24 protein-coding genes and 1 other RNA gene are annotated in these 26,251 nt (G+C 56.6%); 14 read left to right on the top strand and 11 right to left on the bottom strand.

Going from position 1 to position 26,251, the window contains the following annotated elements:
* Positions 1 to 57 precede the first annotated feature (57 nt).
* The 4 genes from ffs to pdsR form a co-directional block, all read right to left on the bottom strand.
* An RNA gene (gene ffs / locus M5M_RS20025) (signal recognition particle sRNA small type) lies at positions 58 to 154 on the bottom strand.
* Positions 155 to 516: 362 nt separating this feature from the next.
* Positions 517 to 1,230, bottom strand: coding sequence for an OmpA family protein (locus tag M5M_RS18705; protein ID WP_015049085.1), 714 nt, complete (start codon positions 1,228 to 1,230; stop codon positions 517 to 519).
* Between the two features lie 140 nt (positions 1,231 to 1,370).
* On the bottom strand, positions 1,371 to 3,362 hold the full coding sequence (locus M5M_RS18700) for an ATP-binding protein (protein WP_015049084.1): 1,992 nt from the start codon (positions 3,360 to 3,362) through the stop codon (positions 1,371 to 1,373).
* Positions 3,359 to 4,051: a proteobacterial dedicated sortase system response regulator gene (pdsR, locus tag M5M_RS18695; protein WP_015049083.1), complete on the bottom strand. Its 693-nt coding sequence runs from the start codon at positions 4,049 to 4,051 to the stop codon at positions 3,359 to 3,361. Before pdsR ends, M5M_RS18700 begins: the two co-directional genes overlap by 4 nt.
* 200 nt (positions 4,052 to 4,251) lie before the next feature.
* On the opposite strand from pdsR, the gene M5M_RS18690 reads away from it, so the two are divergent.
* Both M5M_RS18690 and M5M_RS18685 read left to right on the top strand, forming a co-directional pair.
* On the top strand, positions 4,252 to 6,396 hold the full coding sequence (locus M5M_RS18690) for a marine proteobacterial sortase target protein (RefSeq protein WP_015049082.1): 2,145 nt from the start codon (positions 4,252 to 4,254) through the stop codon (positions 6,394 to 6,396).
* Complete coding sequence (locus tag M5M_RS18685; RefSeq protein ID WP_015049081.1) at positions 6,389 to 6,946, top strand: class GN sortase; 558 nt, start codon at positions 6,389 to 6,391, stop codon at positions 6,944 to 6,946. Before M5M_RS18690 ends, M5M_RS18685 begins: the two co-directional genes overlap by 8 nt.
* 2 nt (positions 6,947 to 6,948) lie before the next feature.
* On the opposite strand, the gene M5M_RS18680 is transcribed toward M5M_RS18685, so the two are convergent.
* The 3 genes from M5M_RS18680 to M5M_RS18670 all read right to left on the bottom strand — a co-directional run bounded on the left by M5M_RS18680 (position 6,949) and on the right by M5M_RS18670 (position 10,840).
* Positions 6,949 to 7,902 (bottom strand): sensor domain-containing diguanylate cyclase, encoded by a 954-nt coding sequence (locus M5M_RS18680; RefSeq protein WP_015049080.1) that lies wholly within the window; start codon positions 7,900 to 7,902, stop codon positions 6,949 to 6,951.
* Positions 7,902 to 8,918, bottom strand: a complete 1,017-nt coding sequence (locus M5M_RS18675) for a response regulator (protein WP_015049079.1) — start codon at positions 8,916 to 8,918, stop codon at positions 7,902 to 7,904. Before M5M_RS18675 ends, M5M_RS18680 begins: the two co-directional genes overlap by 1 nt.
* A 110-nt stretch (positions 8,919 to 9,028) precedes the next feature.
* Positions 9,029 to 10,840 (bottom strand): aminopeptidase P family protein, encoded by a 1,812-nt coding sequence (locus M5M_RS18670; protein WP_015049078.1) that lies wholly within the window; start codon positions 10,838 to 10,840, stop codon positions 9,029 to 9,031.
* 131 nt (positions 10,841 to 10,971) lie between these two features.
* Between M5M_RS18670 and argS the strand changes: the two genes are divergently transcribed.
* The 7 genes from argS (at position 10,972) to M5M_RS18635 (ending at position 18,654) form a co-directional block, all read left to right on the top strand.
* The gene (gene argS, locus M5M_RS18665) at positions 10,972 to 12,705 is read left to right on the top strand and encodes an arginine--tRNA ligase (protein WP_015049077.1); all 1,734 of its coding nucleotides are present in this window, start codon (positions 10,972 to 10,974) and stop codon (positions 12,703 to 12,705) included.
* Between the two features lie 855 nt (positions 12,706 to 13,560).
* The gene (locus M5M_RS18660) at positions 13,561 to 13,779 is read left to right on the top strand and encodes a hypothetical protein (protein ID WP_015049076.1); all 219 of its coding nucleotides are present in this window, start codon (positions 13,561 to 13,563) and stop codon (positions 13,777 to 13,779) included.
* Positions 13,779 to 14,156, top strand: a complete 378-nt coding sequence (locus M5M_RS18655) for a hypothetical protein (RefSeq protein ID WP_015049075.1) — start codon at positions 13,779 to 13,781, stop codon at positions 14,154 to 14,156. Before M5M_RS18660 ends, M5M_RS18655 begins: the two co-directional genes overlap by 1 nt.
* Before the next feature lie 253 nt (positions 14,157 to 14,409).
* The gene (locus M5M_RS18650) at positions 14,410 to 15,939 is read left to right on the top strand and encodes an ATP-binding protein (RefSeq protein ID WP_420804927.1); all 1,530 of its coding nucleotides are present in this window, start codon (positions 14,410 to 14,412) and stop codon (positions 15,937 to 15,939) included.
* Positions 15,940 to 16,286: 347 nt separating this feature from the next.
* The gene (locus M5M_RS18645) at positions 16,287 to 16,763 is read left to right on the top strand and encodes an SEL1-like repeat protein (protein ID WP_015049073.1); all 477 of its coding nucleotides are present in this window, start codon (positions 16,287 to 16,289) and stop codon (positions 16,761 to 16,763) included.
* A 152-nt stretch (positions 16,764 to 16,915) separates the two neighbouring features.
* On the top strand, positions 16,916 to 18,055 hold the full coding sequence (locus tag M5M_RS18640; RefSeq protein ID WP_015049072.1) for an FG-GAP repeat domain-containing protein: 1,140 nt from the start codon (positions 16,916 to 16,918) through the stop codon (positions 18,053 to 18,055).
* A gap of 86 nt (positions 18,056 to 18,141) precedes the next feature.
* Positions 18,142 to 18,654, top strand: a complete 513-nt coding sequence (locus M5M_RS18635; protein ID WP_015049071.1) for a GNAT family N-acetyltransferase — start codon at positions 18,142 to 18,144, stop codon at positions 18,652 to 18,654.
* A gap of 109 nt (positions 18,655 to 18,763) precedes the next feature.
* On the opposite strand, the gene M5M_RS18630 is transcribed toward M5M_RS18635, so the two are convergent.
* From M5M_RS18630 to M5M_RS18620, 3 genes are all read right to left on the bottom strand, one after another.
* Positions 18,764 to 21,592 (bottom strand): sensor domain-containing protein, encoded by a 2,829-nt coding sequence (locus tag M5M_RS18630; protein WP_015049070.1) that lies wholly within the window; start codon positions 21,590 to 21,592, stop codon positions 18,764 to 18,766.
* A 103-nt stretch (positions 21,593 to 21,695) separates the two neighbouring features.
* Entirely contained in the window at positions 21,696 to 21,920 is a 225-nt protein-coding gene (locus M5M_RS18625; protein WP_015049069.1) for a SlyX family protein, read from the bottom strand.
* Positions 21,921 to 21,922: 2 nt separating this feature from the next.
* The gene (locus tag M5M_RS18620; protein ID WP_024330410.1) at positions 21,923 to 23,083 is read right to left on the bottom strand and encodes a serine hydrolase domain-containing protein; all 1,161 of its coding nucleotides are present in this window, start codon (positions 23,081 to 23,083) and stop codon (positions 21,923 to 21,925) included.
* A gap of 138 nt (positions 23,084 to 23,221) precedes the next feature.
* Here M5M_RS18620 and M5M_RS18615 point away from each other — a divergent pair, with 138 nt between their 5' ends.
* Positions 23,222 to 23,800, top strand: coding sequence for a LysE family translocator (locus M5M_RS18615; protein WP_211216995.1), 579 nt, complete (start codon positions 23,222 to 23,224; stop codon positions 23,798 to 23,800).
* On the opposite strand, the gene M5M_RS18610 is transcribed toward M5M_RS18615, so the two are convergent.
* Positions 23,771 to 24,649, bottom strand: a complete 879-nt coding sequence (locus M5M_RS18610; protein ID WP_015049066.1) for an ion transporter — start codon at positions 24,647 to 24,649, stop codon at positions 23,771 to 23,773. The two genes, M5M_RS18615 and M5M_RS18610, sit on opposite strands and share 30 nt — an antisense overlap.
* 50 nt (positions 24,650 to 24,699) lie before the next feature.
* On the opposite strand from M5M_RS18610, the gene M5M_RS18605 reads away from it, so the two are divergent.
* The 4 genes from M5M_RS18605 to M5M_RS18590 all read left to right on the top strand — a co-directional run bounded on the left by M5M_RS18605 (position 24,700) and on the right by M5M_RS18590 (position 26,251).
* Positions 24,700 to 25,041 carry a hypothetical protein gene (locus tag M5M_RS18605; RefSeq protein ID WP_015049065.1) on the top strand — a complete coding sequence of 114 codons (342 nt, stop codon included), beginning with the start codon at positions 24,700 to 24,702 and terminating at the stop codon, positions 25,039 to 25,041.
* Positions 25,034 to 25,357 (top strand): stress response translation initiation inhibitor YciH, encoded by a 324-nt coding sequence (gene yciH, locus M5M_RS18600; RefSeq protein WP_015049064.1) that lies wholly within the window; start codon positions 25,034 to 25,036, stop codon positions 25,355 to 25,357. The genes M5M_RS18605 and yciH overlap by 8 nt, the downstream gene beginning before the upstream one ends.
* Entirely contained in the window at positions 25,357 to 25,605 is a 249-nt protein-coding gene (locus M5M_RS18595) for a DUF3820 family protein (RefSeq protein ID WP_015049063.1), read from the top strand. Before yciH ends, M5M_RS18595 begins: the two co-directional genes overlap by 1 nt.
* A 103-nt stretch (positions 25,606 to 25,708) precedes the next feature.
* Complete coding sequence (locus M5M_RS18590; RefSeq protein WP_015049062.1) at positions 25,709 to 26,251, top strand: hypothetical protein; 543 nt, start codon at positions 25,709 to 25,711, stop codon at positions 26,249 to 26,251.

Below are 26,251 nucleotides of genomic sequence, written 5' to 3'. Positions count from 1 at the left end.
GAATGAGGGAGGCAGAACCGGAAAAAAATGGGGGTAACGCGGGGATTGGGTGGCAACCCCAGTCAGCCACATCCCGGCACATAAAGTGTCTGCTACCGTTGCTCCCTTCCGGGCCTGGCGGGGTTCACAGGACTTCATTGCGGGAGGACCGAAAGGGGCCGCCATAACGAGCGGCGCATTATGGGGAAATCGGCGCCCCATTGCAAGGCGCTCGGCCAGGGGCGCCCCTTTGCTGGGCGCCCCTTTGCTGGGCGCCCCTGGCCGGGCGCCCCTAGCCGGGCGCCCCTGGCCGGATAAATAACCGGCAAAGCCTTACCCAAGGGTGTGAGCGCCAACAAAAAAGCCCGCACAAGTGCGGGCAAGACTGTGTGGCAGCACAGTTGACCTAATCGGTCGGTTGATTACGCAAAAGCTTCACTCCTCCTTTATTTAACACCTGGTCCCCGCCCGCTGCTTCCCTGCATTGGCCGGGGTGATGATGCCCGGCATCCTGCCAAACCCTTACACAGGAAGTGTTCAGTGACCCATGACCACCGCATCGCGGGCGGGCGACAGAATCTGGATATCCACACGGCGTTCCAGAGCGTAAGCCTCCAGATCCCCTTTGCGTGCGCGGGACTGATCGGAACCGTAGGCACTCACGGCGATGCGATCGCCGTCGATGCCGGCCGCCTCCAGCGCCTGCTGCACTGCCTTGGCGCGGTACTGGGACAGCACGTTGTTGTATTCATCGGTACCGCGCGGATCGGTGTGGCCTTTGAGCTGAATGAACAGGTCATCGTTGTTGGCGAGGAAATTCGCCAGCGCCGCAATCTGGTCGGCGCCCTGCTCGGTGAGCTGATCGGAGCCGGTGTGGAACATCACCTGCAGCTGTAATTTGTCCAAAGCCAGAGTCTCCAGTTGCGACATCAACTGCTCTTGTGTGGCCAGCGTCTCGTTGCGGGCGGCCAATTCCATGCTCAGCAGTTCGGCGTGTTTTTGTGATTGCGCAAGTGCCACGGTGAGATCCTCCTGGTTGTCCACCTGTTCGATTTGTTCGGCCACGTAAATGCCTGCCAGTGCGCCCACAAACATCCCGATGGGGCCACCGGCGATGGCACCTACCAGGCTCCCGGTAGTGAATGCTGTACCTTGTTTAAGTTCGGTGTACTCGGCGGCCTGCGCTTGCGGTGTTACAGAAGCGGCGGCGAGAGTGGTCAGTGCGATGGCGGTTGCGATAACTTTTTTCATGACATTGTTTCCTGTGTGAGTTGGTTTCAAGGAAGTGTGTTCGCTTTCCTTGATGAGTAGTTAACCAACAGAAACAGGCGGGAGAATCGATGAAAAAAGGCGGGTTACCGATGAATTATGGCGAATTGTGGCGGGGCACTTTATGTGCGTTTGAGCAGCACCGTCATTTCCACCCCGGAGCCATCGGCGCGGTTGGCGGCACGGGCAATACCGCCGTGGTAGTGGGCAATCAATCGCACCAGATACAGTCCCAGCCCCAGGTGCGACCCCTGCTCCGCGCTTTCGCGCACGGATACCAGTGAATCGAACAATTGGTGCTGCATGTGTTCGGGCAACAAGGGGCCGTCATTGCTAACACCGAGGACAATACCGCTGTCGCTCAGGCGCAGCAGTAACGTGATTTCGCCCTCTAGCGGACAAAAATCGCAGGCGTTTTCCACTAACTTATCGAATAATTGCACCAGTAAATCGGGCGCAACCTCTGCATTCAACGTAAGTTCCGGCAGGCTCACATTGATGGGCCGGTTGAAACTGTCCGAGTAAGCCCCCGCCAGTTCACGCAGAAAATCATTCAGCACCAGGGGCTCCAGTTCCGCCTGTGGCAAGGCGGCCTCCAGGCGCGAGGCCGCACTCATGGCATTGAGAATGGCACTCAGGCGTTCGCTGCCGGCCAGAGCCCGCTGTTGATACAAAGTGATTTGCCCTGGGTCGCTTTCCTGCGCCAGATTTTCCAGCGAGCTTTTCACCACGGCCAACGGCGTGCGCAATTCGTGCGAGAGTTTTGACGCCAGGCTTCTCAGATAATCATTGTATTCTTTGATGCGCGCCAACAAGCCGCCAATGTCGCGGCTCAGGTCGCCCAGCTCGTCTGCACGGGTCTGCTCCGGCAAACGGGTGGCGAGCTGGCCCTGATCGTCCACCGCCGCGCGCACCGCGCGGCTCAAACGCCGGACCCGGAAACTCAACCAACTGGCAAAGCCCAACAAGGCCATGGCAATGACGGCCATGGCCAACAGGCTGTAACCCAGCAATTTCCACAAGGCCTGGGTAGTGGCATTGCTTTCGGTTTCCGCCTGTTGCTCGGCCACCAGATAACCGGCCAATTGATCGCCGGCATACACCGGTTGCCAATGCTGGCCCAAAACGGTGTCATCGGCCTGATACCAGTGGCTTGCCTCCGGGGGCGGAATCAACCGCCCCTGCACCGCCGCATCGCGCCAGGGCGCGAGCCGGGTTTGCGGCAATAAGCGTTGCAAAATCCAGGCGTAGGCACCGGCCTCATCCGGTTGCCCGTAATCCGGCTCTTCCGCCAGTGGCAGCGCCCGGCCGCCTTGCGCCAACAGCCAGCCGTCTACCGACACCAACAGCAACCGCAGTTGATCCGAGCTGAATACCGCGAGCTGTTTATTCAACTGCGGCAACTGCGCCATCAGCGGCGGTACATCCTCGCCGGCCTGGCTGGCAGCCACCACGCCGCCGGCATCGGCCACCTGCACCAATAAAAAATGGCCGAACAAAGATTTGGGCAAACGCAATTCCAGTTGATAACCACCGGCGCGCTCCTGCCAATAGGCCGTGAAGCGATGTTCGGGGGCAAACTGCTGGCGCGCCTGGCGCCGGTACATCTGGGCTTTGCCGGGCGCACTGGCTGAAACCCAGTATTCTTTTACCTGGCCCCGATTGTCGCGCCCGAGCAGGCGCAGGTGATCACCGCTGGCGGCCGGATGCCGGCCCGGATTGTGGTAGTCCACCCGGGCGCTGTTGACCCTGACAAACACAAACCAGTCGCCCAGGGCATCGGCAATCTGCACATTGGCCCGGCCGTCACCCAGTGGCGTGGAGGGAAAGGGGTAATAACGCCATTCGTCGTCGTAGCCATCCACAATCGGCGCGGCGTTGACGGGATAGGCATACAGGGGCGACTGTGCAGGCCGCGGCAACTGCTGGGTCATGGCCGCCAACAGGTCGCCACTGGCGCTGATGACACGGGCCACCGCCTGGCTGCCCAGGCCCAACGCCTGCATCTGGCTGTCGCGCTGCACCTGATTGATCTGGGCAAAAAACTGCAAGCCGGCCCAGGGCAACACCAGCGCCAACAAACTCAATAAAATTAACTGGCGGCGCAGACTCAACTCAGCTCCCAGCGATAGCCCATGCCATAGGCGGTTTTAATGGCGTTAAACGCAGGGTCAAATTCCTGGAATTTTTTGCGGATGCGTTTGATGTGCGAGGTGATGGTATTGTCATCCAGCACCACGTTGGCGGCATCCATTAATTGTTGGCGGCTTTTCACATGACCCGGATGCTTCACCAGTGCCGCCAGAATCCAGAGCTCGGTTACCGTCAGATCCAGCACCTGATCGTGCCAGTGCGCGGCCATCCGGTCCATGTCCAGGGTCAGCGGCCCGCGCTGCAGGCAATCGCCGGCACCCGAGACCGACGCCAGCGCGTCCAGCCGACGGAACAAGGCATTCACCCGCGCCAGCATGTGCGGTTGGGAAATATCCTTGGTGAGGTAATCGTCTGCCCCCAGGCGCAGCCCGGAGACCACATCAAAATCGCTGTCGCGCGCAGTCAGAAAAATAATCGGCAAGGTGGCCGACATGCTGCGCAGCTCGCGGCACAAATCAAATCCGCCCTCATATTCCGCGCCCAGCCCCACATCGATAATGGCCAGGTCCGGCAAACGCTCCCGAAACGCCTTTAACGCTTCGGGCCGCGAGCTGTACACGCTCACCTGAAAACCCGCGCGCCGGAACGCGGCTTCGCTGTTGGCGGCCAGATCCGCTTCGTCTTCAACCACTGCAATATGGCGTGCCATCCGCGCCTGCTCCTTCTACTTGGGCTTTTCTGTTCGCGGTCATTGTAACCAGTTTTTGTGCCCGTGCCTGCTTTCATGGCCATTGCCACATTTCGCCACAATTGATCACCGCCCAGCCACATTGCTGACCCGCTGACACCCACTTCCTGCGCCACAGTGTGCTCATCAAATCACTGCGATTATCAGCAAGGAGTTCAGCCATGTGTTTCAAGCCCCGGAAAATCCCCCGCCACCTGATTCTGGAACAACCCCCAAAACCCGGCTGGCTGCAACGCCATTGGGTGGGCTGTGTGCTCACCTGCACGCTGGTGATGCTCGGGCTGATTTTGTCCGACGTGGCGCGCGCAGAAATGCCGGCCAGTCACAGCGGCGAATTGCATTTTGCCTCCGGGCACGCGGCCACCCACCTCGAGTCCGAGGCCGACGTGGACATCACCGGGCTGATCGCCCGCATCCGCCTGACCCAGCAATTCCGCAACGATTCGGACCAATGGCAGGAAGCCACTTACACCTTCCCGTTGAACGAAACCTCGGCCGTTAACCGCATGGAAATGCACATTGGCGAAAAACGCATTGTGGCTACCATCCGGGAAAAACAGGAAGCCAGAAAAATCTACCAGGCCGCCGTAAAAGCCGGCAAACGGGCCGCGCTGACCGAACAACAACGGCCCAACCTGTTCACCCAGAAAGTGGCGAATCTGGCGCCGGGTGAAACCGTCGCCATCAAACTGGAAATCACCCAACCGGTGGATTACCGGGCCGGCCGTTTCAGCTGGCGCCTGCCCACCACCCTCACCCCGCGTTATATTCCGGGCCAGCCGCTGATGGGCGTATCGGCAAGCCTGCCCGAATCAGAAACGCCGGCCGAACCCACACTGCCCGACGCCATGACCACCGATTATTTCGGCTGGGCCCGCCCCACCACGCAAGTGCCCGATGCCGATAAAATTACCCCGCCGCAACGCCACAGCGCGCACAGCCCCGGGCTGATCAACCCGATCACCCTTCGGGTCAGATTGCAGGCCGGGTTGCCGCTGTCGAATATCGCCGCCAGCTATCACGAAATCGATTTGCACAAACAGGGCGAATACCACCACATCACCACCCGCGAACCGCAGGTGGCGATGGATCGGGATTTCGAATTGCACTGGACCCCGGTGGTAGGTGCTGCACCGAAAGCGGCGTTTTTTACCGAAATGGTCGAGGGAGAAAATTACGGCTACCTGATGCTGCTGCCGGGCCAGAGCCCTCACACCAGCAACTTACCCCGCGATGTGACCTTTATCATCGACACCTCCGGTTCCATGTCGGGCCCGAGCATCGAGCAGGCCAAATCCAGCCTGCAACTGGCGCTTGCCCGCCTGCAACCGTCGGATCGGTTCAACGTGATCGAATTCAATTCGGTCTACTCCCAGGTGTTCCCGGCATCGGTGCCCGCCAGCAGCCAGAATCTGGCGCGCGCGCACGATTTTGTGCGCAACTTACAAGCCAGTGGCGGCACTGAAATGAAACCGGCGCTGGAAGCGGCACTCAATCAACCGGCGTCTGAACTGTGGTTGCAGCAGCTGGTGTTCATTACCGACGGCAGCGTGGGCAACGAACAGGAATTGCTCAGCCTGATTCATCACAAACTCGGCGCAACCCGTTTGTTTACCGTGGGCATTGGCTCGGCCCCGAACGGATTTTTCATGCGCAAGGCGGCGCAATTCGGGCGCGGGGATTTTGTCCAGATTGGCGACGTAAATGAAGTCAACCAGAAAATGAAGCAACTGTTCGACAAGCTCGAAAGCGCGGCGCTCACGCAGGTAAAAATCGACTGGCCGCAGGCGGTTGAGGTTGAACAATGGCCCGCGCGTTTGCCCGATCTTTACGCCCACCAACCCCTGCTGGTGGCGGCCCGGCTCAGAGGCCCGTTTGTGGGGCAAACCATCGCGGTGTCTGGCCGTTCGCAGGCGGGCGACTGGCGCACCACGCTGACACTCACGCCCAATCAACCCGGTGCTGCAAGCAAAGGCGTGGCCACTCTCTGGGCCAGAGCCAAAATCGACGCACTGCTGGATCAGCTGGTCACCGGTAAATCCCGCGAAGAGGTGCGCAACGAAGTGCTGCCCATTGCCCTGACCCATCAGTTGCTGTCGCCCTACACCAGTTTTGTGGCGGTGGAAGAAACCCCGGTGCGCCCAATGGATCAGGCGCTCAGCAAAACCGCCGTGGCCAACACGCTGCCCGCCGGTACGCCCACCCTCGCCTACCCGCGCACGGCCACCCCGGCGCCCTTATGGTTGATTGCCGGCTGCCTTTCGCTGCTGATGGCCGGCTTATTGCGGAGACGTCGCCATGCGTAAACTGGCCATCGCCCTGTGCTGCGCGTGCGCACTGATCAGCTTCAGCCAGGCCGGCTGGATTCACGCCAAAGCCTGGCTGGCCCAGGTGTTGATCGCCGAGGCCTGGGCCAGCAGCCTGGCCAGCCAGGGCCAGGCCGTGCGGCCCTGGGCCTGGGCCGACACCTACCCGGTGGCAAAACTCGCGCTGCCCAACGGCCGTGAACTCATGGTGTTAAACGGCGGCCAGGGCAATGCGCTGGCGTTTGGCCCGGGCCTGGTGGAAGGCAGCGATCCGCTCGGCCAGGGCTACAGTGTGGTGGGCGGTCACCGGGATACCCATTTTGCCGACCTGCAACACCTGCAAACCGGCCAGGCGTTTTCGATTCAGGGGCTGGATGGGCGCTGGTATCGCTACCAGGTGAGTCGGGTGGGCGCCGTGGATATTCACGCTGAACCATTGGCGCGCCAACACGCGGACAAGGTGGTGTTGGTCACCTGCTATCCGTTTACCGGAGCCAGTGCCAACCCGGATCAGCGTTGGGTGGTGGAAGGTGATCTGATCCGGCTGTGAAATCAGTCGGTCAACGCCGGCGCCAGAGAAACCTGATTGCGGCCGCCGTGTTTGCTTTGATACAGCGCCTGGTCGGCTGCTTCCAGCCAATGCACTTCATCGCCGTAACGTTTGTCGATTTCCGCCACGCCCAAGCTGATGGTAAAGCGGATAGTGTGCTCTTCATGGCTGACCGCCAGCGCTTCCACCTGTTTGCGCAAGCGCTCGGCAAAAATTTCCGCACCGGCTTTATCGGTGTGCGGCAGAATCACGGTGAATTCCTCACCCCCGTAACGGCCCACACAATCGCTGTCGCGCGCACAGTCGCGGGTGACGCCCGACACCTGACGAATCACTTCATCACCGGCCTGGTGGCCATAGGTATCGTTGATTTTTTTGAAATGGTCGATGTCAAAAATCACCAGACTGTAGGTGCGGCCATAGCGCTGATGTAACGACCAGCTTTGCTCCAGCTGCTCTTGCCAGAAGCCCCGGTTGTAGAGTCCGGTGAGCCGGTCGGTGCGGCTTAAGATCGCCAGTTCATTGTTGGCGGTTTCCAATTCCAGCTTGTTGGTGGCGATGTCGGTGACATCGTACAGGGTCATGGATACCAGCTCGGCGTCGCCGCTGGCGTTGCGGATGGCACGCAACACGATGTTCTGGTACATGAAATGGGCTTTCGCGGTAATCGGCCGGTAGGCGGCAAAGGGCAACAAGTGCGGCACCTGCTCCCAGGTAATGAACACTTCGTTTTCCAACAGCAATACCGCATCCAGCTCCCGTTGAAACCACTCTTCCTTCAACTGCGGATAGACTTCAAACAAACACTGGTCGCGCATTTCGGTGGAACTGAAACCGGAATGGTTTTCCATAAAGTGGTTCCACACAGCAATTTTGCCCTTGCGGTCGAACACCACCAGGCCCAGATCAATGTGGGTGACCATGTCCATCAGCCAATGGACTTCGCGCATATCCATCAGCCGTCCTCCAACAACAGCGACACCCTATCCAACAACCGCTCGCCGCTGGCTTTGGGTAAAAGAATCATCAGGTCACAACCGAAATCGCGCTCGGAAAACACGTAGGGAATTTCCACCATCAACACATTGTCCACGGCAGAGTTGTACACATAATCACTGCCCATAATATTTTCAGCCAATAGCACCGGCTGACTTTTGCTGAAACTCAGATCAATTTCATGGCCAAAGCGGGACAGGAAGGCACCAATCAATACCGAGGCGGCGTCGAGAATCGGCGCCTGATTGGCGAGCTCAAGTGACTTGTACTCTGCCATCACCCGGCGTAAACCGGTTACGCCGTCGCGGTCGGCATAGAGCAAGGCCTCCCCGGCCATGCCGCGGGACACAAACCCCTGGCTGACCACGGTCTGGCCGCCGAGCTGAAACACACCCAGGGCCATTTCGAGTTCTGCCGGCGTAAGCCAGGCCACGTTGGGAATGGGCAGTTGTATGAAGGTACCTAAAAGTTGCGCCAGTTTTGCGGCGGCGTCGCCCATGGCGATGTTGGCCACTTCCTGCAGGCTTTCCAGCGAGGACACGGTGGGCGTTTCCACCACCACGCTGGCCGCCGGTGCTTGCGCGGGCGCAGGTGCCGCGTCGACGGGTTCATCGGCGCCGATAAAACCGTAGTCGCGCAAGGTGTTGTGCAGTTTTTCAGTATCGATGGGCTTTTGAATGAAGTCGAGCGCGCCAAGACTCATGACTTTTTCCCGGGCCCGGGGCTGAATGTCGCCTGAAATCACTACAATGCCGCATTCAATCTGGCGTTCGCGGATGGCGGCCAGCGTTTCGTAGCCGTCCATCACCGGCATGGTGAGATCGAGCAACAGCAGGTCCACGCGATTCGCGGAAAGATGCTCGAGTGCGGCGGCACCGTGTTCAGCAAATGCCACACTGCTGGCCAGCCCCGCCGGCAGGGAGCGGGCAGCCTGCTTGCGGGCCATGCCCGAGTCATCGCAAATAAGAATATGCACCTAACGCTTGCGCCTGTAACTGAGATTAGGTTCAGTATGGCATAGGGCAGAAATTTTGCGCGGTATCACCTCACAGGCTGGCGCCTGGCTGAGGCAATACCACACGCCGCTCACAAGGGCCGGGTGGCCCGTTCCAACCAGGCCAGGGTGGCCTCATCCCCCTGCAGGCGCGGCGCCATGGCGGCACGCACGCGCTGGTGGTAATCATTCACCCATTGGATCTCTGCATCGGTCATTAACGACGTCAGGAACAGGCGGGTATCCATGGGCACCATGGTCAGCGCTTCGAATTCATAAATCTCGCGCTCGGCGCCGGCCAGGGCCGCACAGGGGCGCACCGCCACCAGGTTTTCCAGGCGGATACCAAAAGCGTGGTCTCGGTAGTACCCCGGCTCGTTGGAGCACACCATGCCGGGCATTAATGGCACCCGGCTGGCGGCTTTGGAAATCCGTTGCGGGCCTTCGTGCACGCTCAGGAAATGGCCAACGCCATGCCCGGTGCCGTGATCGTAATCGAAGCCTTCGGCCCACAAAAACTGGCGCGCCAGCGCATCCAGTTGCTGGCCGCAGGTACCCTTGGGAAAGCGCGCGGTATCGAGCGCAATGTGGCCCTTGAGCACCAGCGTCACCATGCGCTGCATGTCTTCGGTCACCTCGCCAATGGCGACGGTGCGGGTGATATCGGTGGTGCCGTCCGGGTACTGGGCGCCGGAATCCACCAGATACAAACTGTTGTTCGGCAACAGGGCCGGCGTGCCATTCAGGTGGTTGTAGTGGCACATGGCGGCGTTGGCACCGGCGGCAGAAATGGTATCGAAACTGGAATCGCGGAATTCGGGCAATTGTTTGCGGAAGCGCAGGAGCTGGTCGGCCAGGGCCGCTTCGTCGTGAAAACGGCCGGCGTCCACTTCCGCATCCAGCCAGGCCAGGAACCGGCACACGGCCACGCCGTCGCGCAAATGGGCCTCGCGCATGCCGGCCAGTTCGGCCTCATTCTTGGCGGCTTTGGGAATGGCCACCGGGTCGGCGCCCTCCACCACCTTGGCGCCGGCGGCGCTGGCCTGCTGAATGCACCAGGCATTGCTTTGCTCCGGGTCGGCTAACACAGACAAGCCGCGCAGCTGGCCAATGGCTGAGGCCAGTTCGGCTTCGGCCCTAAAACTCACACCCTCGCCCACATGGGCGGCGGCGCCGGGGACTATTTTTTTCAGGTCGGTAAAGAAAATCAGATCGCCATTGGCGTACAACAGGGCCGAACCCAGCACCACCGGCATACAGGGAATGTCCTGCCCGCGCAGGTTCAGCAGCCACGCAATGGAATCGGGCGCGGTGATCATGGCCACGTCCACGCCTTCACGCGTGAGCAGTTTGCCGATGCGCTGGCGCTTTTCCACACTGGTAGCACCGGCCGAAGCATGGCTGAACAGGGTCACCGGATTGGCCTCGGGCGCGGGCCGGTCGTGCCAGTTGGCATCCACCGGGTTGGTATTCAGGGGCACCAGGCTCAGGCCGCGCTTGGTGAGTGCGGCTGCCGTGGCGCGGGCCCAGGTGGCGGTGTGCATGCGCGGGTCGTAACCGAGCGCGGCGCCCTTGGGCAGTTGATCCGCCAGCCAGTCGGCCAGGTCGGTATCGGTGAGGCTTTCATAGCTGAAGCAATCCGCCGGTGCCTGATTGCGCACCTGAATGGTGTAGCGGCCATCGGTGAAGATACCCGCGCCCTGCTCCAGCACCACGGCGTAGCCGGCCGAGCCGGTAAAACCCGACAACCAGAGCAGGCGCTCGTTGTACGCCGGCACATACTCACCCAGGTATTCGTCGGCCCGGGGTTGGATATAGGCCTGTACACCGGCGGCTTTGAGGGATTTGCGCACGGCGTCCAGGCGGGTCTGGATCACGTTGCTTTGGGTCCTGCTCTGGGACATAGCTACACCTGTTTAATACATAATTCGCCAGTGTAACGAATAAATGCCCCCGTCACACAAAGGCAGCCTTGCATCTACCCCCCGTGCCGCTAAAATTCGCCCTCCTTATTGACCGATTCCGCCCCAAGCCTATGAATATCCGCGCCCTGTTGACCCAAAAAGCCCAAGCCGCCATGTCTGCCGTTGGCATTCCCGCCGATTGCCCGCCCGCCGTGGCACCGGCAAAAAAGGCCGGCTTTGGCGACTACCAGATCAACGGCGCCATGGGCGCGGCCAAGCGCATGGGCACCAACCCGCGCGCGCTGGCCGGGCAGATTGTGGATGCACTGGCGCTGGACGGCATGGCCAGCCAGGTGGAAATTGCCGGCCCCGGCTTCATTAATATTCACCTGAACCCCGAATGGCTGGCAGCCCAGACCCAGGCACTGGCCGGTGACAGCCGCCTGGGCCTGGCGCCGGTAGAAGCACCACAGACGGTGGTGGTGGATTACTCCGCCCCCAACCTCGCCAAAGAAATGCACGTGGGCCACATCCGCTCCACCATCATTGGTGATTCACTGGCGCGCCTGCTGGAATTCCAGGGCCATAAGGTGATCCGCCAGAACCACGTGGGCGATTGGGGCACCCAGTTCGGCATGCTGATTGCGGAACTGGAAGAGCACCTGGCCGCGAACGAAGGCGCGGCCTTTGCGCTGAAAGACCTGGAGGTGTTTTACCAACAGGCGAAAAAGCATTTTGATGACGATGAAGCCTTCGCCCAGAAAGCGCGCGACTATGTGGTGAAGCTGCAAGGCGGCGACGAACGCATCCTGACACTGTGGGAGCAGTTCAAGGATATCTCCCTCAAGCACGGCGAAGACAACTACAAAACTCTGAACGTGACCCTCACGCGCAAAGATGTGATGGGCGAAAGCGCCTACAACGCCGACCTGCCGGTGCTGGTAAAAGACTTACTCGATCGCGGCATTGCCCAGCAGGACCAGGGCGCGGTGGTGTGTTTTCTGGATGAAATGAAAGATAAAGAAGGCAACCCGTCGGTGATGATCATTCAGAAACAGGGCGGCGGTTACCTTTACGCCACCACCGATCTGGCCGCCATGCGCTACCGGGTGGGCCAATTGAACGCCGACCGCATCATGTACTTTATTGATGCCCGCCAGTCGCTGCACATGCAGCAGGTGTTCACGCTCTCGCGCAAGGCCGGCTATGTGACGGATGCGGTGAGCCTGGAACACCATGCCTTCGGCACCATGATGGGCGCCGACGGCAAGCCATTCAAAACCCGTTCCGGCGGCACGGTCAAACTGGCGGAACTGTTGGACGAGGCGATTGAGCGCGCCACGCAACTGGTGGCAGATAAGAACCCGGAGCTGGGCGACGAGCTGATCCGCGAGGTGGGCCGCAAGGTGGGCATTGGCGCGGTGAAATACGCAGACCTGTCCAAAACCCGCACCAACGATTACGTGTTCAACTGGGATGCGATGCTGGCGTTCGAAGGCAACACGGCACCCTACCTGCAATACGCCTACACGCGCATTAAAAGTATTTTCCGCAAAGCCGGCGACTTCAATGCAGACGCACCGATTGTGATTGCAGAGGCACAGGAGCAGGCATTGGCGTTAAAGGTATTGCAGCTGCCGGAGGCGTTCGATCACATGGGGGCCGAAGCCTTGCCGCATGTGTTGTGTACTTATTTATACGAACTGGCCAGCCAGTTCATGAGTTTCTACGAAGCCTGCCCGATCCTCAAAGACGGCGTAGACCCCGCCGTACGCGACAGCCGCCTCCGCCTCGCCAGCACCGTAGCCGACACCCTCGCCCTCGGCCTCTCGGTACTCGGCATCGAAGTCAGCGAACAGATGTAACCCAAACGCCCGGCAACGCCGGGCTTTTTGTTGGGCCCACCATTGGTGGGAGTGCAAACCTGTGGGAGCAACCCATTGTAGGAGCACAACCCTGTGGGAGCACAACCCTGTGGGAGCACAACCCTGTGGGAGCAACCCATTGTGGGAGCGCAATCCCTTGCGCGAATTCCCTCAGCCACCACCCAACCCAAACAAAAACCACTCCTGTGGGAACGCAGAGTCGGCCATCCGATCCTTTGCGCGAATACCCCCAGCCACCACCCATCTCCCCTATGAACTGCCCTCACTGAACCGGCAGACCAACCACCCAACCCCAACAACCCATCCCACCCAAGAAAAAGATTTAAACGCCACCAAAACAACTCTAAACGCCAACTAAATTATTTCCGCGACAAACTCTCAACCCAATCACCCCACCATGCCCCAACCACCCCCTACCTTTTGCCGCGCCACATTACCCTCCGGGCCCGGCCACCAAGTGAACTTGGCGGCGTTCCGTGAGCGCCAAGCAGTGCTTGGCTAAAAACGCTCACTCCACCCATATACTGAGGCGCTAATCGGCCATCCCTGGCCTTTGCAAAAGGCAGGGGGTGGTTGGGGAAGGACGTTGGGTGCTGGTTTCCGCGACAACTATCTTACGGTTGTTTCTGTAGCCTTTTGCTTTGTGCGCTGTCCCACTACACATCAAACATTATCTCCCTTCGCTTTGCAGGGTTTTTAGAAATCCAAAAAGCACTGAAGTCCTATATTGACGAATAATGCGACTTGGTTAACTATTGAGACCTTCGCAAATCCAAACGCCCAAGCCTGATTGCGCAGGGACTTGCCAGCAAATCACACGAGAAGGAGATCACCGTGAATTTCAATATGTCGATAGAGGATAATTTCGCCTCTTTCATTGACGAAGAAACTGGAACATCTATCTTCATTGACTCTTTTGATAATGAAGAGTTTGAGGTTCGTATAGGCACGTTACAAGAGTCACAACCTGCCGGGTCAGTCATCGCGCACACAACCGAAGAACTGAATACCAAATTAGCTGCGCTGTACCAAAATTTTCAGGGAGAGAAATAATGGGTATTGCACTCGATGAAATCACAATGCTGGAGAGCATACTTAACGAGCGTTTTTCAAAAGAACGCTTGAAATTCAAAATGTCCGTTCACTTCGTCAAAGACCGAATGAACCACCCCAGAAACATCCCCAACATAAGCATTACCGAGTTACACAGCATCTTTAACCGCCTTACCACGGTTTACCTTAGTAAACTAATCAAGCTTAAACATCAGGATACGTTTAATGTCAGGTGTACAAAGACCGACATTAATATTCCGTGTGCTGTTGAACTAACCAGAGATCCATCAGGCTTCGACAACCGGGAAATTATCGCAATTACGATTATGCGTAAGCGAGATTTTAAGTCTAAAGATCCGGTTGAGTTTTTGGTTTGAATCGATAAATAAATAAGAGAGCCTGTGAAAATACGCAACAGGCTTAGTCAATCCAAGGGACTGCATACTTAATTAAAACCCTTTAAACTCAATTAAGTAGACCGCCCAATAGCTTCGAACTGGATACAATAATTTTCAACCTATTTATATGTACTTAAAAATCGGTGCCCGCTTACAGCCCGAAATGTAAAATATAGCGAGAGGGAATAAAGTGATACAAGACCCTAAACTACAAGCTGCTGCGTCTAGGATTATGCAGCGCTCAGAACGACAAACTGATACTGCAAAACTCGTAAATACATATGTTGATATAGGCTTGCTTCCCCAACTACACAATCGAAATCATCAAATCTTTTACGGAAGAAGAGGAACTGGAAAAACTCACGTCATGAAGGTACTAGAGAAAAGATTCCTTGATGACGAAGATTCAACTGTTGTCTACATTGATTGTCGTACACTTGGAAGTACCACACAATTTGCAGATGGATCACTACCCATGGCTCGGCGCTGCTTGGCGCTTTTTCGCGACCTACTACTAGTCATTCATCACTCATTACTGGAACACATTATTGAATTCCCAAGCGAACAAGCAAACGAAGCACTTGAAGAAGCAGACCACTTGGTATCACTTATTACTGAACCGTTGACAACACTTCGAGCAAGTCGAGTTGAAACTGAAGTATCAGATGCAAAGACAGTGAATTCAGAACACTCAGCCCAGATCTCGCTATCAGGACATTCATTTGGAACAAATACGAACCTAGGCGGCAGGAAATCGCAAGAAGTAGTCGATCGCCAGAATGCTGAGTACACGGTAGATACCGACGACAAAATCATCTTTCCGGAGCTGTATCGAAATTTGAAAAGAGTTTTGGAATTAGCCGAGACAAACTTAGTGATTCTCGTTGATGAATGGTCCTCACTTCCCGCTGACGTACAACCTTATCTTGCTGAGTTTCTAAAAAGAGGGGTACTCCCTTTGAACGAAGCGACAATGAAGATATCAGCACTTGAATACCGATGTAGATTTTCCAATCATACGAATACAGGCCTTATTGGATTCGAATTGGGTGCAGATATTGCCACCGCGCCCGATCTAGACGACTATTACGTATTCGATAGAAATCCGGAACAAATTACAGACGTGTATGCCGATGTATTGTTTAGACATTTATCTAGCGAGCTTGAAGAAGGCTATTTAGGTACACAGTACGGCGTTCATTCAGGCCGCCAACTGGCGTCGCGCCTTTTCACGGAGAGAGCCACATGCGCCGAGTTAGCGCGAGCTTGCGAGGGCGTAGTCCGTGACTTAATCAATATTTTCACTAAAGCTTTTTTTGACTCTCAACGCAGAGGACGAGACTCGATTGATAAGGCCGCAGTTGTTGACAGTGCTCGCCAATGGTTCGAACAAGACAAGGCACAATACCTCGACGACGAACTTCAAGAAGTTTTACGAAGAATTATCGACGATGTCATTGGAAAAAGGCGAGCACGATCCTTTCTACTGCCACGCGAACTAGAGCGCCATCCGGTTGTTCAACGACTTTTTGATGCACGCGTCATCCACCATATGCAGCGGGGATATGCAGACAAGGATAATCCTGGCGTAAGGTACAACATTTACTCGGTTGATTATGGGACATATGTAGACCTACTTGGGACGTCAAAAGAGCCAGAGCTGGATCTTTTTGAACGCGAAGAACCAGACATCATCGTCCCCTTCGACGATAAGCGAAGCATTCGCCGAATCGTATTCCATCGTGAAGTACTAGAAAGCTAAAGAATTAATAATTGGGGCCAGATAAGAATTACGGAAATTCCGTAAACAGATTACTTAATTCAAGACCATAAAATTTCAATTTAGTAAAATGACCACAGTATTTTTTTGAATTATTTTGAAAAATCAGGACAATTTACTCTTTAATGATAACAGAGTTTTTAATGGCATTTAACAGGGCTAAAAACTGAGCTCATGGCTAGCTCAAAAAAATATAGTGCAGCTGAAGTTAAATTATTGAAACAGTGGCACGCCAGAGATACAACTCGACGAACAATTGGGGTCAGATAAGAATTATGACACCTAGATCATCCTATCAACCCATTTATCAGTAAATAGGCTGAATATATATGAATTGGCTAACTATTCTAGCAATTATATATCTCTGTTTTAGCAGCCAACCCATAAAATCAGAAGAGGTAGAGAACTTCCTTCAGGATCTGGAAGAAATGGATTGCAATAAAATCAAAGCAATCTATGACGGCGTCAACGAAGACAACCCAGAGAACACATTACGCGCTGCTTTTATGCATTACATGGGTATATGTGTAGAACGAGACTACGACACTGCTTATGTTTTATTTTCTAGAGCTGCGAATCATGGATACCTGATTGCTTACGAGCAGATTGCAAAAATGCTTCAGCTAGGAATTGGAACAAAAAGAGATCTTGACGAATCGTCAAAAATATTCAAATGGCTGATTAAAGAAAAAGAAAGCTCATCAGCAAGACACTATCTATGCATAACATCAAAAAAATTTAACGCGCCGAAAATAAAATATTACCCAGACTGTGGCGACACCTTTAAAGGGACCGAAGTGAATTAATCTGACGGAAGTGAGCAGGATGTAACCTGAAAGACGTTAGGCAATATCAACCCTGCGCGCCGGCAACTTTTGTAAGCCTTGGCATCTGATACAATCTTTGCACCGAAAATAGACCATCGGTGACAGACAGCAGCCCATATCCAGGATAGGTCATGAAAAACAGTTGGACGTTGGTTATTTCTTCGGTATTGGCATCTGCAATAAGTGGTTCGGCGCTATCATCGCCTTTCGATGTAGGCGAAATCCGGTATTCACCCACAGTATTCGCCATTGCAGCTGGCCAGCCATCTGTGTCAACTGGCGACTTTAATGCGGATGGCAAGCAGGATCTTGTTATCGCCAGCTATTCAGACAATCAGATCTTTGTTTACCTCAACAATGCACACAACCAGTTAACAAGAACAGGGTCTTTTTCTGCAGGAGAAAGCCCCACAGACATGGCGATAGCAGACGTTGATTCCGATGGATATCTGGATATCGCCATCGCTAATCACGAGACGTCCTATATCACCTTGCTGCTAGGCGACGGCAAAGGCAATTTCACCCCTGCGCCCGAATCGCCCATGAAGCTGGGAATCAAACCTCACCCTCACGCGGTACTGCTGAAGGATATAAATGGAGACCGGGTCGCTGACCTGATTGTCGATAGCCGGGATGACGATAGTGTGCTGGTCATCCCGGGTCTGTTGGACGGGCAGTTCGCGCTACCGGGCACTCGGGTCGACGTTGGCGGAGACCCCTATCGCGGATTTGCCGTAGACGATATTAATGGTGATGGTGCGCCGGATATCGTGACACCCAATGAGGCCAACATTGGTATAGCGATAAATGCCGGGGCCGATATGGCATTCTCCTTAACCACCTTAAACCAATCCGAGCCGCCCTTTGCCATTGCGCTGGCAGACATGAACGGCGACGGTAATCCCGACGTGGTTGCAGCGACCAACAGAGATTCCCTGACCGTAATCCCAGGCGACGGGCAAGGAACCTTTATAACGTCGAAAAAGACACTGATCAAAACTGCCAGTGGCGCCAAGCAAATCGCCATAGGGGATGTGAACGGCGACAAAATCGATGACCTACTGGTCAGCAGCTGGAGCGGAGAAGTAGTCTTAGTCATCGGAGGAAAGGCCGCACTGCAAACCTATAGCTTCAAGCACAGCGACATTCCTAACCCCTGGGGCATTGCGCTGGACGATCTGAACGATGACGGGCTGAGTGACATTATTATTGCCAACGGCAATGGAAAAACAGCCGTCATCTATTTCAGCATGGCGAAAGGGGCCGATTAAATTAGTCTGTAGCGCAATGGATATTGTTCAATCCTCTCCCTGGCCTTTATAAGGCTTTATTCCACTCCCGCCAAAGGAGATCCCCAATGCCTCTTTCCATTCGAAACGAAACACCCGACGACATTGAGCGCATTCGCGCGGTTACCGTGGCGGCATTTCTCCATGCACCGCATACGGACCACACCGAGCAGTTCATCGTTGAGGCTTTAAGGGATGCCGGCGCATTGACCCTTTCGCTGGTTGCCGAGCAAGCGGGCGCGATTATCGGGCATGTGGCAGTGTCGCCGGTGGCGGTATCTGATGGGTCAGACTGTTGGTTTGGTCTTGGGCCGATTTCCGTCACACCCGATGCACAGGGACAAGGAGTAGGCACCCGCTTAATGCAAGCAGCTCTGGCAGCGCTAAGGGATTTGCAGGCGAATGGCTGCGTGCTGCTTGGTGACCCGGCGTTTTACCAACGCTTTGGTTTTTCTGTGATTGAAGGGCTGACCTTGCCAGGCGTTCCACCGGAATACTTCCAGGCCATCGCGTTTAACGGTTGTTACGCGCAAGGGGAAGTGACCTATCATGCGGCGTTTGCGGCTACAGGGCCTGAATAGGAAATCGCGTTGGCATACATTTCTGGCCGGTTAGCGAGTGGTCAGTGTTAAAAAATCACGCTTCCGTATACAGCGGGTATTAGCACGCCCACAGCCCCCCGTCCTGCATTCAACTCTGAGCATCCGCCTTCCAGGGCGAGGCGCGAAACCAATCCAGCACCTGCCCTTCTGGCATGGGCCGCCCCAGGTGATAACCCTGAGCCTGGTTGCAACCCAGTGCGGCCAAGGCCTGTAAAGTCCGTTCGTTTTCTACGCCTTCGGCCACCACGTGCAGGCCCAGGTTGTGGGCGAGGTTGACGGTGGATTTCACGATGACTTCGTCCTGCCGGTCTGTGAGCATGTCCATCACGAACGAGCGGTCAATTTTCAGCGCGTTAACCGGCAGCTTTTTCAAATACGCCAGAGACGAATAGCCGGTGCCGAAATCGTCGATGGAGATTCTGACGCCCTGCTCGCTCAGCTGATTCAGAATCATCAGCGCACGGTCCGGGTCCAGCACAATGGCACTTTCGGTAATCTCCAGCTCCAGCGCGACGGCGGGCAGCTGGTATTTTTCCAACAGTTGGGTCACTTTATGGGGCAGTTTTTCATCCAGCAGGTTGCGCGCGCTCAGGTTGACTGCAACGGTGACAAAAAAGTTTTGCGCATGCCATTGCTTGCACTGCCGGATGCTTTGCTCCAGTACCCATTCGGTCAGTGGATGGATCACGTCGGTGGCTTCAGCCATGGGAATGAATTCTGCCGGCGGAATGAAGCCCTGGGTGGGATGTTGCCATCGCACCAGTGCCTCAAAGCCGTGTACCCGGCGCGATTGCAATTCGATTTTTGGCTGGAAGTTCAGCAGCAGTTCCTGTTCGCGAATCGCGCGGCGCAGCTCACTGATGAGTGAAAAACGTAAGCCCTGATTCGGGTCTTTGGCGGCGGAATACACCACCACGCCCGAATACTCGGACTTGGCCTGATACATGGCTACATCGGCGTAGCGCATCAGATGGCTGACGTCATTGGCCTGCGCAGAGCGCAGGGCGATACCGACGGCCGCACCCATTTCAGTGTGGAAACCGTCGATGTTATAGGGTTGCTTGATGGCGTCCAGGACGCGGTGCGCGGCCACCACCGCCTGCTGCGGGTTGCGGATGGCCGGTAAGAAAATCGCAAATTCGTCACCGCCTAAGCGCGCGATAAAGGCGTCACTTTCCGATAATTCTTCGCGCAAGCGCGGGCCCACTTGTTTTAACAGGCTGTCGCCCACCTGATGCCCCAATGCATCGTTCAGGTCTTTGAAGCGATTGAGATCAATGAGCAGCAGCGCCATGGCCTGTTCCGGCGCGCGTTCATCCAATGTGGTGCGAATGGTTTTGTACAAGGCATGACGGTTGGGCAGGCCGGTGAGCGAATCGTGGTGTGCCTGGTACTCCATGCGGGCCATGGCGTGGTAGCGTTCGGTGACATCGCGGGTAATACCCCACACGTGCACCAGCTGCCCCTGTTCGACAATGCCAATGGTACTGACCGTCAATTCCAGCCGGCGACCATCTTCCATATGGCGGAAACTGGGCGCCTCTACCAACTGGTAATCAGACTGTACAAATTCGCGCACAGTGGCCCGGTGCACACCCAGACCCTGATCAAATACTTTTTCCCCGAGTAAATCCGAGGGTGCACGGCGCTCGCGCAACACCGCCATCTGTTGGTTGCATTCGGTAAACACGGCGCGCTGCGCCAATAAGTCCACTTGCTGCTCAACGGGCAGATTGACCGCAACAGGCGGATCAATCTGGCAGCACCAGATGCCATCCATGCAATTTGAAATAAACGCCTGATACCGGTGCTCACTCTCCAGCAGCTGGCGATTCACGTGCACACTTTCGCTGATATCCCGCAACACCAAAAGCACCCCGTCCACGGCGCCAGAGAGGGTGTCGCTGGTGGGCACCTGGTCTACATCGAACCAGTAGCGTTTATTGCGAAACTGAACACTGAGCTTTTCATCCAGGCGGGGGCGGTTATGCCTCACCACCGAAAGAACGTCCCGGTGCAAGGGCAGCAGGTCGGCATTGCCTTCGAACAGTTCAATCAGGTTTTGCCCGAGGGGTTCTGCGCCGGCAAAAAATTCGCGCGCACACCGATTGGCGACTTTGACTTCGCCCCATTGATCGAGGTACAGAATAATGTCCTGAATCTGATCGATCAGCTGCCGGAGTTCGCGTGGCTGGCCATCGGCGGCATCAATGGAAATGCATTCAAGCAACAACAGATCCGACCGGCCCGGTCCCATCTTGAGCGGTGTATAACGCATGCGTACCGGCCGCGCCGCCAGCTCGAGCTGCACTTCCGCCACCACTGCCTGCCCGGCTTTCAGTTGTTCGCACAACCGGTGGTGATCGGGCTCGATGGCGACGGCCATGCCGCAGGTTAAAATATTTTCGGTGCCGGATAATTTTCTGAGCTGGCGTTCGTTCCAGCCGGTGAGCGCTTCAAAACCGGTATTGCACGCCACCAGGCCCAGATCATAGTCCCAAAGACAGGCGGGCTGATGCATGGCCAACACAAACGATTCGAGTTCTGTGCCCATGAATTGTTGGGCGGGCACCAATTGCCCCATCACCAGACCTTGGCTGACGCACTCGGCAGAGAGCAGCACCGGCTGGCGCCGGTAATCTGTTAATAATTGTTCACGATAACTGCCCGGTTGCGACGCCAGGGCTGCGAGCTGATCGGCAAACGCCTGGCGATCGACGCCGCTAAAGCATGCCAGCAAATCCACCATGCGCGCCGGCCGTTGCCTGTCTGAAGAAAATTTGTTGAATCTGGCGCCAACTGTGAGCCGATCAGCCCCGCAGTCCCAAAACCAGGGGACGCCCATACCAGTGGTCGGTGTGGCGGGCGGCGCCAAAAATGCAGTTTCTGACGCCGCGCCCTTCGCTATGGCTTTCATCCGTAAGATGCGGCTCCGCGCAAAATCTGCTCAAAGTCTAGCAGTTGCGGGCGCAATCATTGATTTATCTGCGTTCTTTGCGAACGCGCTCATGCCGGGGCAATCAATAGTGCGGTGGTCGCTCGTCGGGGGTCTCGCCATCGTCGGAGAGGCGGAATTCCAACTCCCGGTGTTTTTCCAATAACAGGCGCATTTGCTCCTGCAGTTTTATCAGCAGGCTGTCCTGTGAACTGATGACCTGATTGAGTTCCTGAATCAGGTCTTCCTGAAAGGTCAGCCGCACTTCCAGTTCATCGATTCGCTCAATCGCACGTTCTAATTCTTGCATGCTCAGCCCTCCAAACATTCCTGATACAAACAATCGATCAGCGCGCGGTTGCGGGCATCGATCAATAAACTCTGCGCCATCTGATTGGACACAAACGCGTAGCTGATGCCCGCCACCGGGTCGGCAAAGCCCAGGCAGCCGCCCGCGCCGGCATGACCAAAGCTTTGGTGGTTCACCCCCAGGGCCTTGTCTTCGCCCGCTTGCGACAACATAAACCCGCAGGAAAACCGCATGGGCGTTTGCAAAATGCGATCGTCCGCTTCGCTTTGCAACTGCCAACACAATTCGCGCACGCTGGCGGGCAGTAATACGTCATCGCGCAGTAATTGATCATAGGCCGACGCCAACGCGCGCGCGGAGGCATGGCCATTGGCTGCCGGAATTTCTGCCGAGCGCCAGGCATTGCCATTAGTGCCCACCATCAGGCTCATGGGATTGGTGAAGGCCTTGTTCACCACGCCCTGTGCGTCGGCTTTCATGGCCTGCCCCAAACGGATGACGCCGGCCTCGGCTTTGGCGCCTTTCATGGCGGCGACGTCGGCCAACAGGCTCTGGCGTTCTGCCGGTACGCCAAAATCCACAGCGCCATCCAGATGCACGCCGATGTGTTGCTGAAACCAGTCGTTAAAGCCGGTGCCCGTGACCCGGCGCACCAGCTCGGCCAGAATCCAGCCGTACAGGATCGGGGAATAGCCCTGATCGCTACCCGGCACCCACCAGGGCGATTCCTGCTCCAATAAAGCGCGCACCTGTTCAGGATCAAAAATCGCGGCATCCGGCACGCGCCCATGGAATGCACACAAACCACTCCGGTGGCTCAACACCTGGCGGACGGTGATTCCGGCTTTGCCGCCGGCGGCAAAGGCCGGCCAATAGTGCGCCACCGGCGCATCCAGTGTCAGCTTGCCCTCGGCCACCAGACGCAACACAGCCACGGCCACCAGGGGCTTGCCGGCGGAAAAAATGTTTACCTGGGTGGTTTCCTGCCAGGGCTGGGTGGCTGCTTTGTCGCGCGCACCGGCCCAGATATTCACCACCGGGCGCCCGGACTGGTACACACACAGGGCTGCGCCCTGCGGGGTTTGACTGATTAACTGGTCGAAGCGGTCGGCCAGCGGCGCAAAGGCGGGGTCTACCTGGCCCTGGCGTGGAAATGCGGTCATGAAAACGTCCGGTGCAAATAAAACCGGCATTTTACCCCGATCTCTCCACGCTTGGGCAAACCCGGTTTTGCGGGCATACTGGCGGGCCTTCTGAACAAGACTGTGAGCAGCACAATGGTTTTAGCAACGTGGCTTTCTGTGGCAGGGATTTGCGCGCTGGGCGCCATGTCGCCGGGTCCGAGCCTGGCGGTGGTAATGAACAACACCATTAATCACGGGCGCATGGCCGGCATTGCCACGGCCATTGGCCACGGCCTGGGCGTGACTTTGTATGCGTTGCTGACTGTTTTGGGCCTGGCACTGGTGATTGCTCAGTCCCCCACCCTGTTTCTGGTGATCAAATACGCCGGCGCCCTGTTCTTGCTGTGGCTGGCGTTCAAGGCGTTCACCGCCAAGCCGGGTGCGACATCCACGCCGGAAAAAGGCTCGGCGCGCGGCGGCTTCAATAGCGGGCTGTTGATTGCGGCGCTGAATCCGAAAATGGCGGTCTTTTTTCTGGCGCTGTTCAGTCAGTTTGTGGATGCCAATGCGGCACTGACCGAAAAACTGATTCTGGCCTTTACCGCCGGCGCCATCGATACGCTTTGGTATTTGCTGGTGGCCTGGGGCATTGCTGCGGGCCCGGTGCTGCTGTTTTTGCAGCGGCACCAGCAATTCATTAACCGCGTATTTGCCGTGTTGATCGCGCTAGTGGCCGTCAGTATTCTTTTGCGCTGAGGCGTCCGGCGCTGTGTCTTCTGCGGCGGTATCGCTGAGCGAGTGACCGCAAAACCGGCAGTAACGCGCGTCGCTTTCATGGCCCGGGCGATTGCAGTCGCCGCACAGGCGCGAGCTGCGCGCGCGATTCACTTCCTGCACCAGTTCGGCGGTGAAAATGCCGGTGGGAATGGCGATGATGCTGTAACCGGTGAGCATGACCAGCGCGGCCAGCAATTGGCCCATATTGGTGTGCGGGGTGATATCGCCATAGCCCACGGTGGTAATGCTCACAATGGCCCAGTAGATGGATTTGGGGATACTGGTAAAACCGTTCTCTGGCCCTTCTACCACATACATCAGTGAACCGAATATCGTGGTGAGCACCAGCACTGAACTGAAAAACACCAGGATTTTGCGCCGCGCCATGATCATGGAGCGCATGAGGACATTCGCTTCCGACAGGTAGCGCGCCAATTTGAGGATGCGGAAAATCCGCAGCACCCGCAGTAAACGAATGGTGAGCAGGTAATTCAGATCGCCGAAAAAGAGCCCGAGGTAAGTGGGCAGAATTGACAACAAATCCACCAACCCATAAAAGCTGCGAACGTAGGCCCAACGATTGGGCGCCACGTAAATGCGCAGGCCGTATTCGACCGTAAAAATCAGGGTGAAGGCCCATTCCGCCGCCTTCAACGCCCAGCGCAATTGCGCATCCAGGCCGTTGACCGAATCGATCATCATCACCAGCACGCTGGCGAGAATCAGCCAGATCAGGGCGATATCGAAGGCGCGGCCCGCCGGCGTTTCGTAGCCGAAAATAATCTGGGCCATGCGGAACTTGAAGCTGTTGTTATTTTGAGGTTCCATCTGTTCGCAATGTCATTAAAATAGCGGCAAACCATCATACCGGTGATGTTATGTCTTTGATACTCTCGCGCCTGCGCTGCCCCTGGTGCCAAACCCCTGTCACCAAACAGGAACTCAATGACGGCGGCCAGTTAAAAGCTTACCTGGCGCGCGAAACCGTGCACTGCCCCCATTGCCAGAAGCCCATTGCCCTGCCGGAAAAAGCCGAAACCATGATCAGCAGCGGCCTGTTCATTGCCGTGATTCTGGCGCCGCTGTTCTACCTGTACGGCTGGCTTAACCTGAACCCGTTTATCCTGTTTGGCTTGGGCGTGGCGCTGATTCTGACCGGTGCCTGGTTTCAGAAACTGCAAAAAGCGGAAGCCTTTGAAGAGGATCAGGCCGATGAGTAAAAACTCCCGCTTGGTCTACTCCACCGATCAGGGCCGCATTGCCGAGGATAAACCCAGCCTCACCCCGCCCGAAGGCGACGGCGTAGTGCGGATTTTCAAATCCACCAAGGGTCGCGGTGGCAAGGCTGTAAGTGTGGTGTCTGGCACCGGTCTGGACGCGGCCGGGCTGAAAAAACTGGCCAAGGAACTGAAGCAGCTGTGCGGCACCGGTGGCTCGGTCAAAGACTGGGACATTGAGATCCAGGGCGATGTGCGGGACAAGCTCAAGGCTGCACTGGAAGCGCGCGGTTATACCGTCAAACTGGCGGGCGGTTGATGGATTACCCCTTCCCGCCCGAATACCTGAAACTACTGGTCAGTACCGCCATGCCGTTCGGCAAATACCAGGGCCGGATGCTGGCCGACCTACCCGAACCCTATCTGGTGTGGTTTGCCCAGCAGGGTTTCCCCAAGGGCAAGCTGGGCGAACTGCTGGCGCTGGCCCACGAGATCAAGGTCAACGGCCTGGAACCCATACTGGAACCTCTGCGCGGCGGTGTGAACACCTTCAACCCCCGCGCCTGAATAAAACGCCCGCCCTCTGCCCGCTTGGCCCGCGCTTTGCAAAACCTCTGTGAACACTGTTGCATGCGTCAATTTATTGGCGCCCGTTTCAATGAGGTCAATCATGGATATGCCAACCCTTTGGTCCCTGGTGGACACCCTGGCCAAATTTGCCGCCGGCGCCGTGCTGCTGGCGCTGGGCCTGTGGCTGGCGCAAAAGCGGCGGCCCGAACCCCAATCGCCCGACGGCCTGACCGCCCAGCGCAAGCTGAAGGTGTACGAGCAGGTGAGCCAGCAAATGGGCAATGTGTCCCATGCCTTCGCCAAATATTCGGCACTGGCGATTGAATCCATCCGCTTCGGCACCCGCTGGCCCCAGGCCCGGCGCATGGAACTGGAACAAATTAACGAGGAGCTGGTGCGCGAATTCCGGCGCATGGCCGACGCCGAAGCCAACCTGCTATTGATTGGCGAAAAGGGCCTGGAGAAAAACCTGCGCTTGTTCGGCGCCCAGATTGCCGTGTTCCGCAAGCAGGTCTACGTGGGCCGCAGCGACATCTCCAGCCAGGAAATCGCCAATCTCAAACAGGACGTGTACAAACTGCGCGAACAGTTCTACGACATCCTCAGCAAGAAATACGACGAAAGCGTGCGCAAAAGCGCGTAG

The sequence above is a fragment of the Simiduia agarivorans SA1 = DSM 21679 genome (genome assembly GCF_000305785.2).
GTDB lineage: Bacteria > Pseudomonadota > Gammaproteobacteria > Pseudomonadales > Cellvibrionaceae > Simiduia > Simiduia agarivorans.
The sequence above is the reverse complement of the archived record's forward strand: the minus strand, read 5'-3'. Positions and strand labels throughout refer to the sequence as shown.

What these genes read in the sequence shown, in the direction of transcription:
- M5M_RS18705 (WP_015049085.1), bottom strand. Translation starts at nt 1,230, where the DNA reads ATGAAAAAAGTTATCGCAACCGCCATCGCACTGACCACTCTCGCCGCC.
- pdsR (WP_015049083.1), bottom strand. Translation starts at nt 4,051, where the DNA reads ATGGCACGCCATATTGCAGTGGTTGAAGACGAAGCGGATCTGGCCGCC.
- M5M_RS18690 (WP_015049082.1), top strand. Translation starts at nt 4,252, where the DNA reads ATGTGTTTCAAGCCCCGGAAAATCCCCCGCCACCTGATTCTGGAACAA.
- M5M_RS18685 (WP_015049081.1), top strand. Translation starts at nt 6,389, where the DNA reads ATGCGTAAACTGGCCATCGCCCTGTGCTGCGCGTGCGCACTGATCAGC.
- M5M_RS18680 (WP_015049080.1), bottom strand. Translation starts at nt 7,902, where the DNA reads ATGGATATGCGCGAAGTCCATTGGCTGATGGACATGGTCACCCACATT.
- M5M_RS18670 (WP_015049078.1), bottom strand. Translation starts at nt 10,840, where the DNA reads ATGTCCCAGAGCAGGACCCAAAGCAACGTGATCCAGACCCGCCTGGAC.
- argS (WP_015049077.1), top strand. Translation starts at nt 10,972, where the DNA reads ATGAATATCCGCGCCCTGTTGACCCAAAAAGCCCAAGCCGCCATGTCT.
- M5M_RS18655 (WP_015049075.1), top strand. Translation starts at nt 13,779, where the DNA reads ATGGGTATTGCACTCGATGAAATCACAATGCTGGAGAGCATACTTAAC.
- M5M_RS18650 (WP_420804927.1), top strand. Translation starts at nt 14,410, where the DNA reads ATGCAGCGCTCAGAACGACAAACTGATACTGCAAAACTCGTAAATACA.
- M5M_RS18645 (WP_015049073.1), top strand. Translation starts at nt 16,287, where the DNA reads ATGAATTGGCTAACTATTCTAGCAATTATATATCTCTGTTTTAGCAGC.
- M5M_RS18640 (WP_015049072.1), top strand. Translation starts at nt 16,916, where the DNA reads ATGAAAAACAGTTGGACGTTGGTTATTTCTTCGGTATTGGCATCTGCA.
- M5M_RS18635 (WP_015049071.1), top strand. Translation starts at nt 18,142, where the DNA reads ATGCCTCTTTCCATTCGAAACGAAACACCCGACGACATTGAGCGCATT.
- M5M_RS18630 (WP_015049070.1), bottom strand. Translation starts at nt 21,592, where the DNA reads ATGAAAGCCATAGCGAAGGGCGCGGCGTCAGAAACTGCATTTTTGGCG.
- M5M_RS18625 (WP_015049069.1), bottom strand. Translation starts at nt 21,920, where the DNA reads ATGCAAGAATTAGAACGTGCGATTGAGCGAATCGATGAACTGGAAGTG.
- M5M_RS18620 (WP_024330410.1), bottom strand. Translation starts at nt 23,083, where the DNA reads ATGACCGCATTTCCACGCCAGGGCCAGGTAGACCCCGCCTTTGCGCCG.
- M5M_RS18610 (WP_015049066.1), bottom strand. Translation starts at nt 24,649, where the DNA reads ATGGAACCTCAAAATAACAACAGCTTCAAGTTCCGCATGGCCCAGATT.
- M5M_RS18605 (WP_015049065.1), top strand. Translation starts at nt 24,700, where the DNA reads ATGTCTTTGATACTCTCGCGCCTGCGCTGCCCCTGGTGCCAAACCCCT.
- yciH (WP_015049064.1), top strand. Translation starts at nt 25,034, where the DNA reads ATGAGTAAAAACTCCCGCTTGGTCTACTCCACCGATCAGGGCCGCATT.
- M5M_RS18595 (WP_015049063.1), top strand. Translation starts at nt 25,357, where the DNA reads ATGGATTACCCCTTCCCGCCCGAATACCTGAAACTACTGGTCAGTACC.
- M5M_RS18590 (WP_015049062.1), top strand. Translation starts at nt 25,709, where the DNA reads ATGGATATGCCAACCCTTTGGTCCCTGGTGGACACCCTGGCCAAATTT.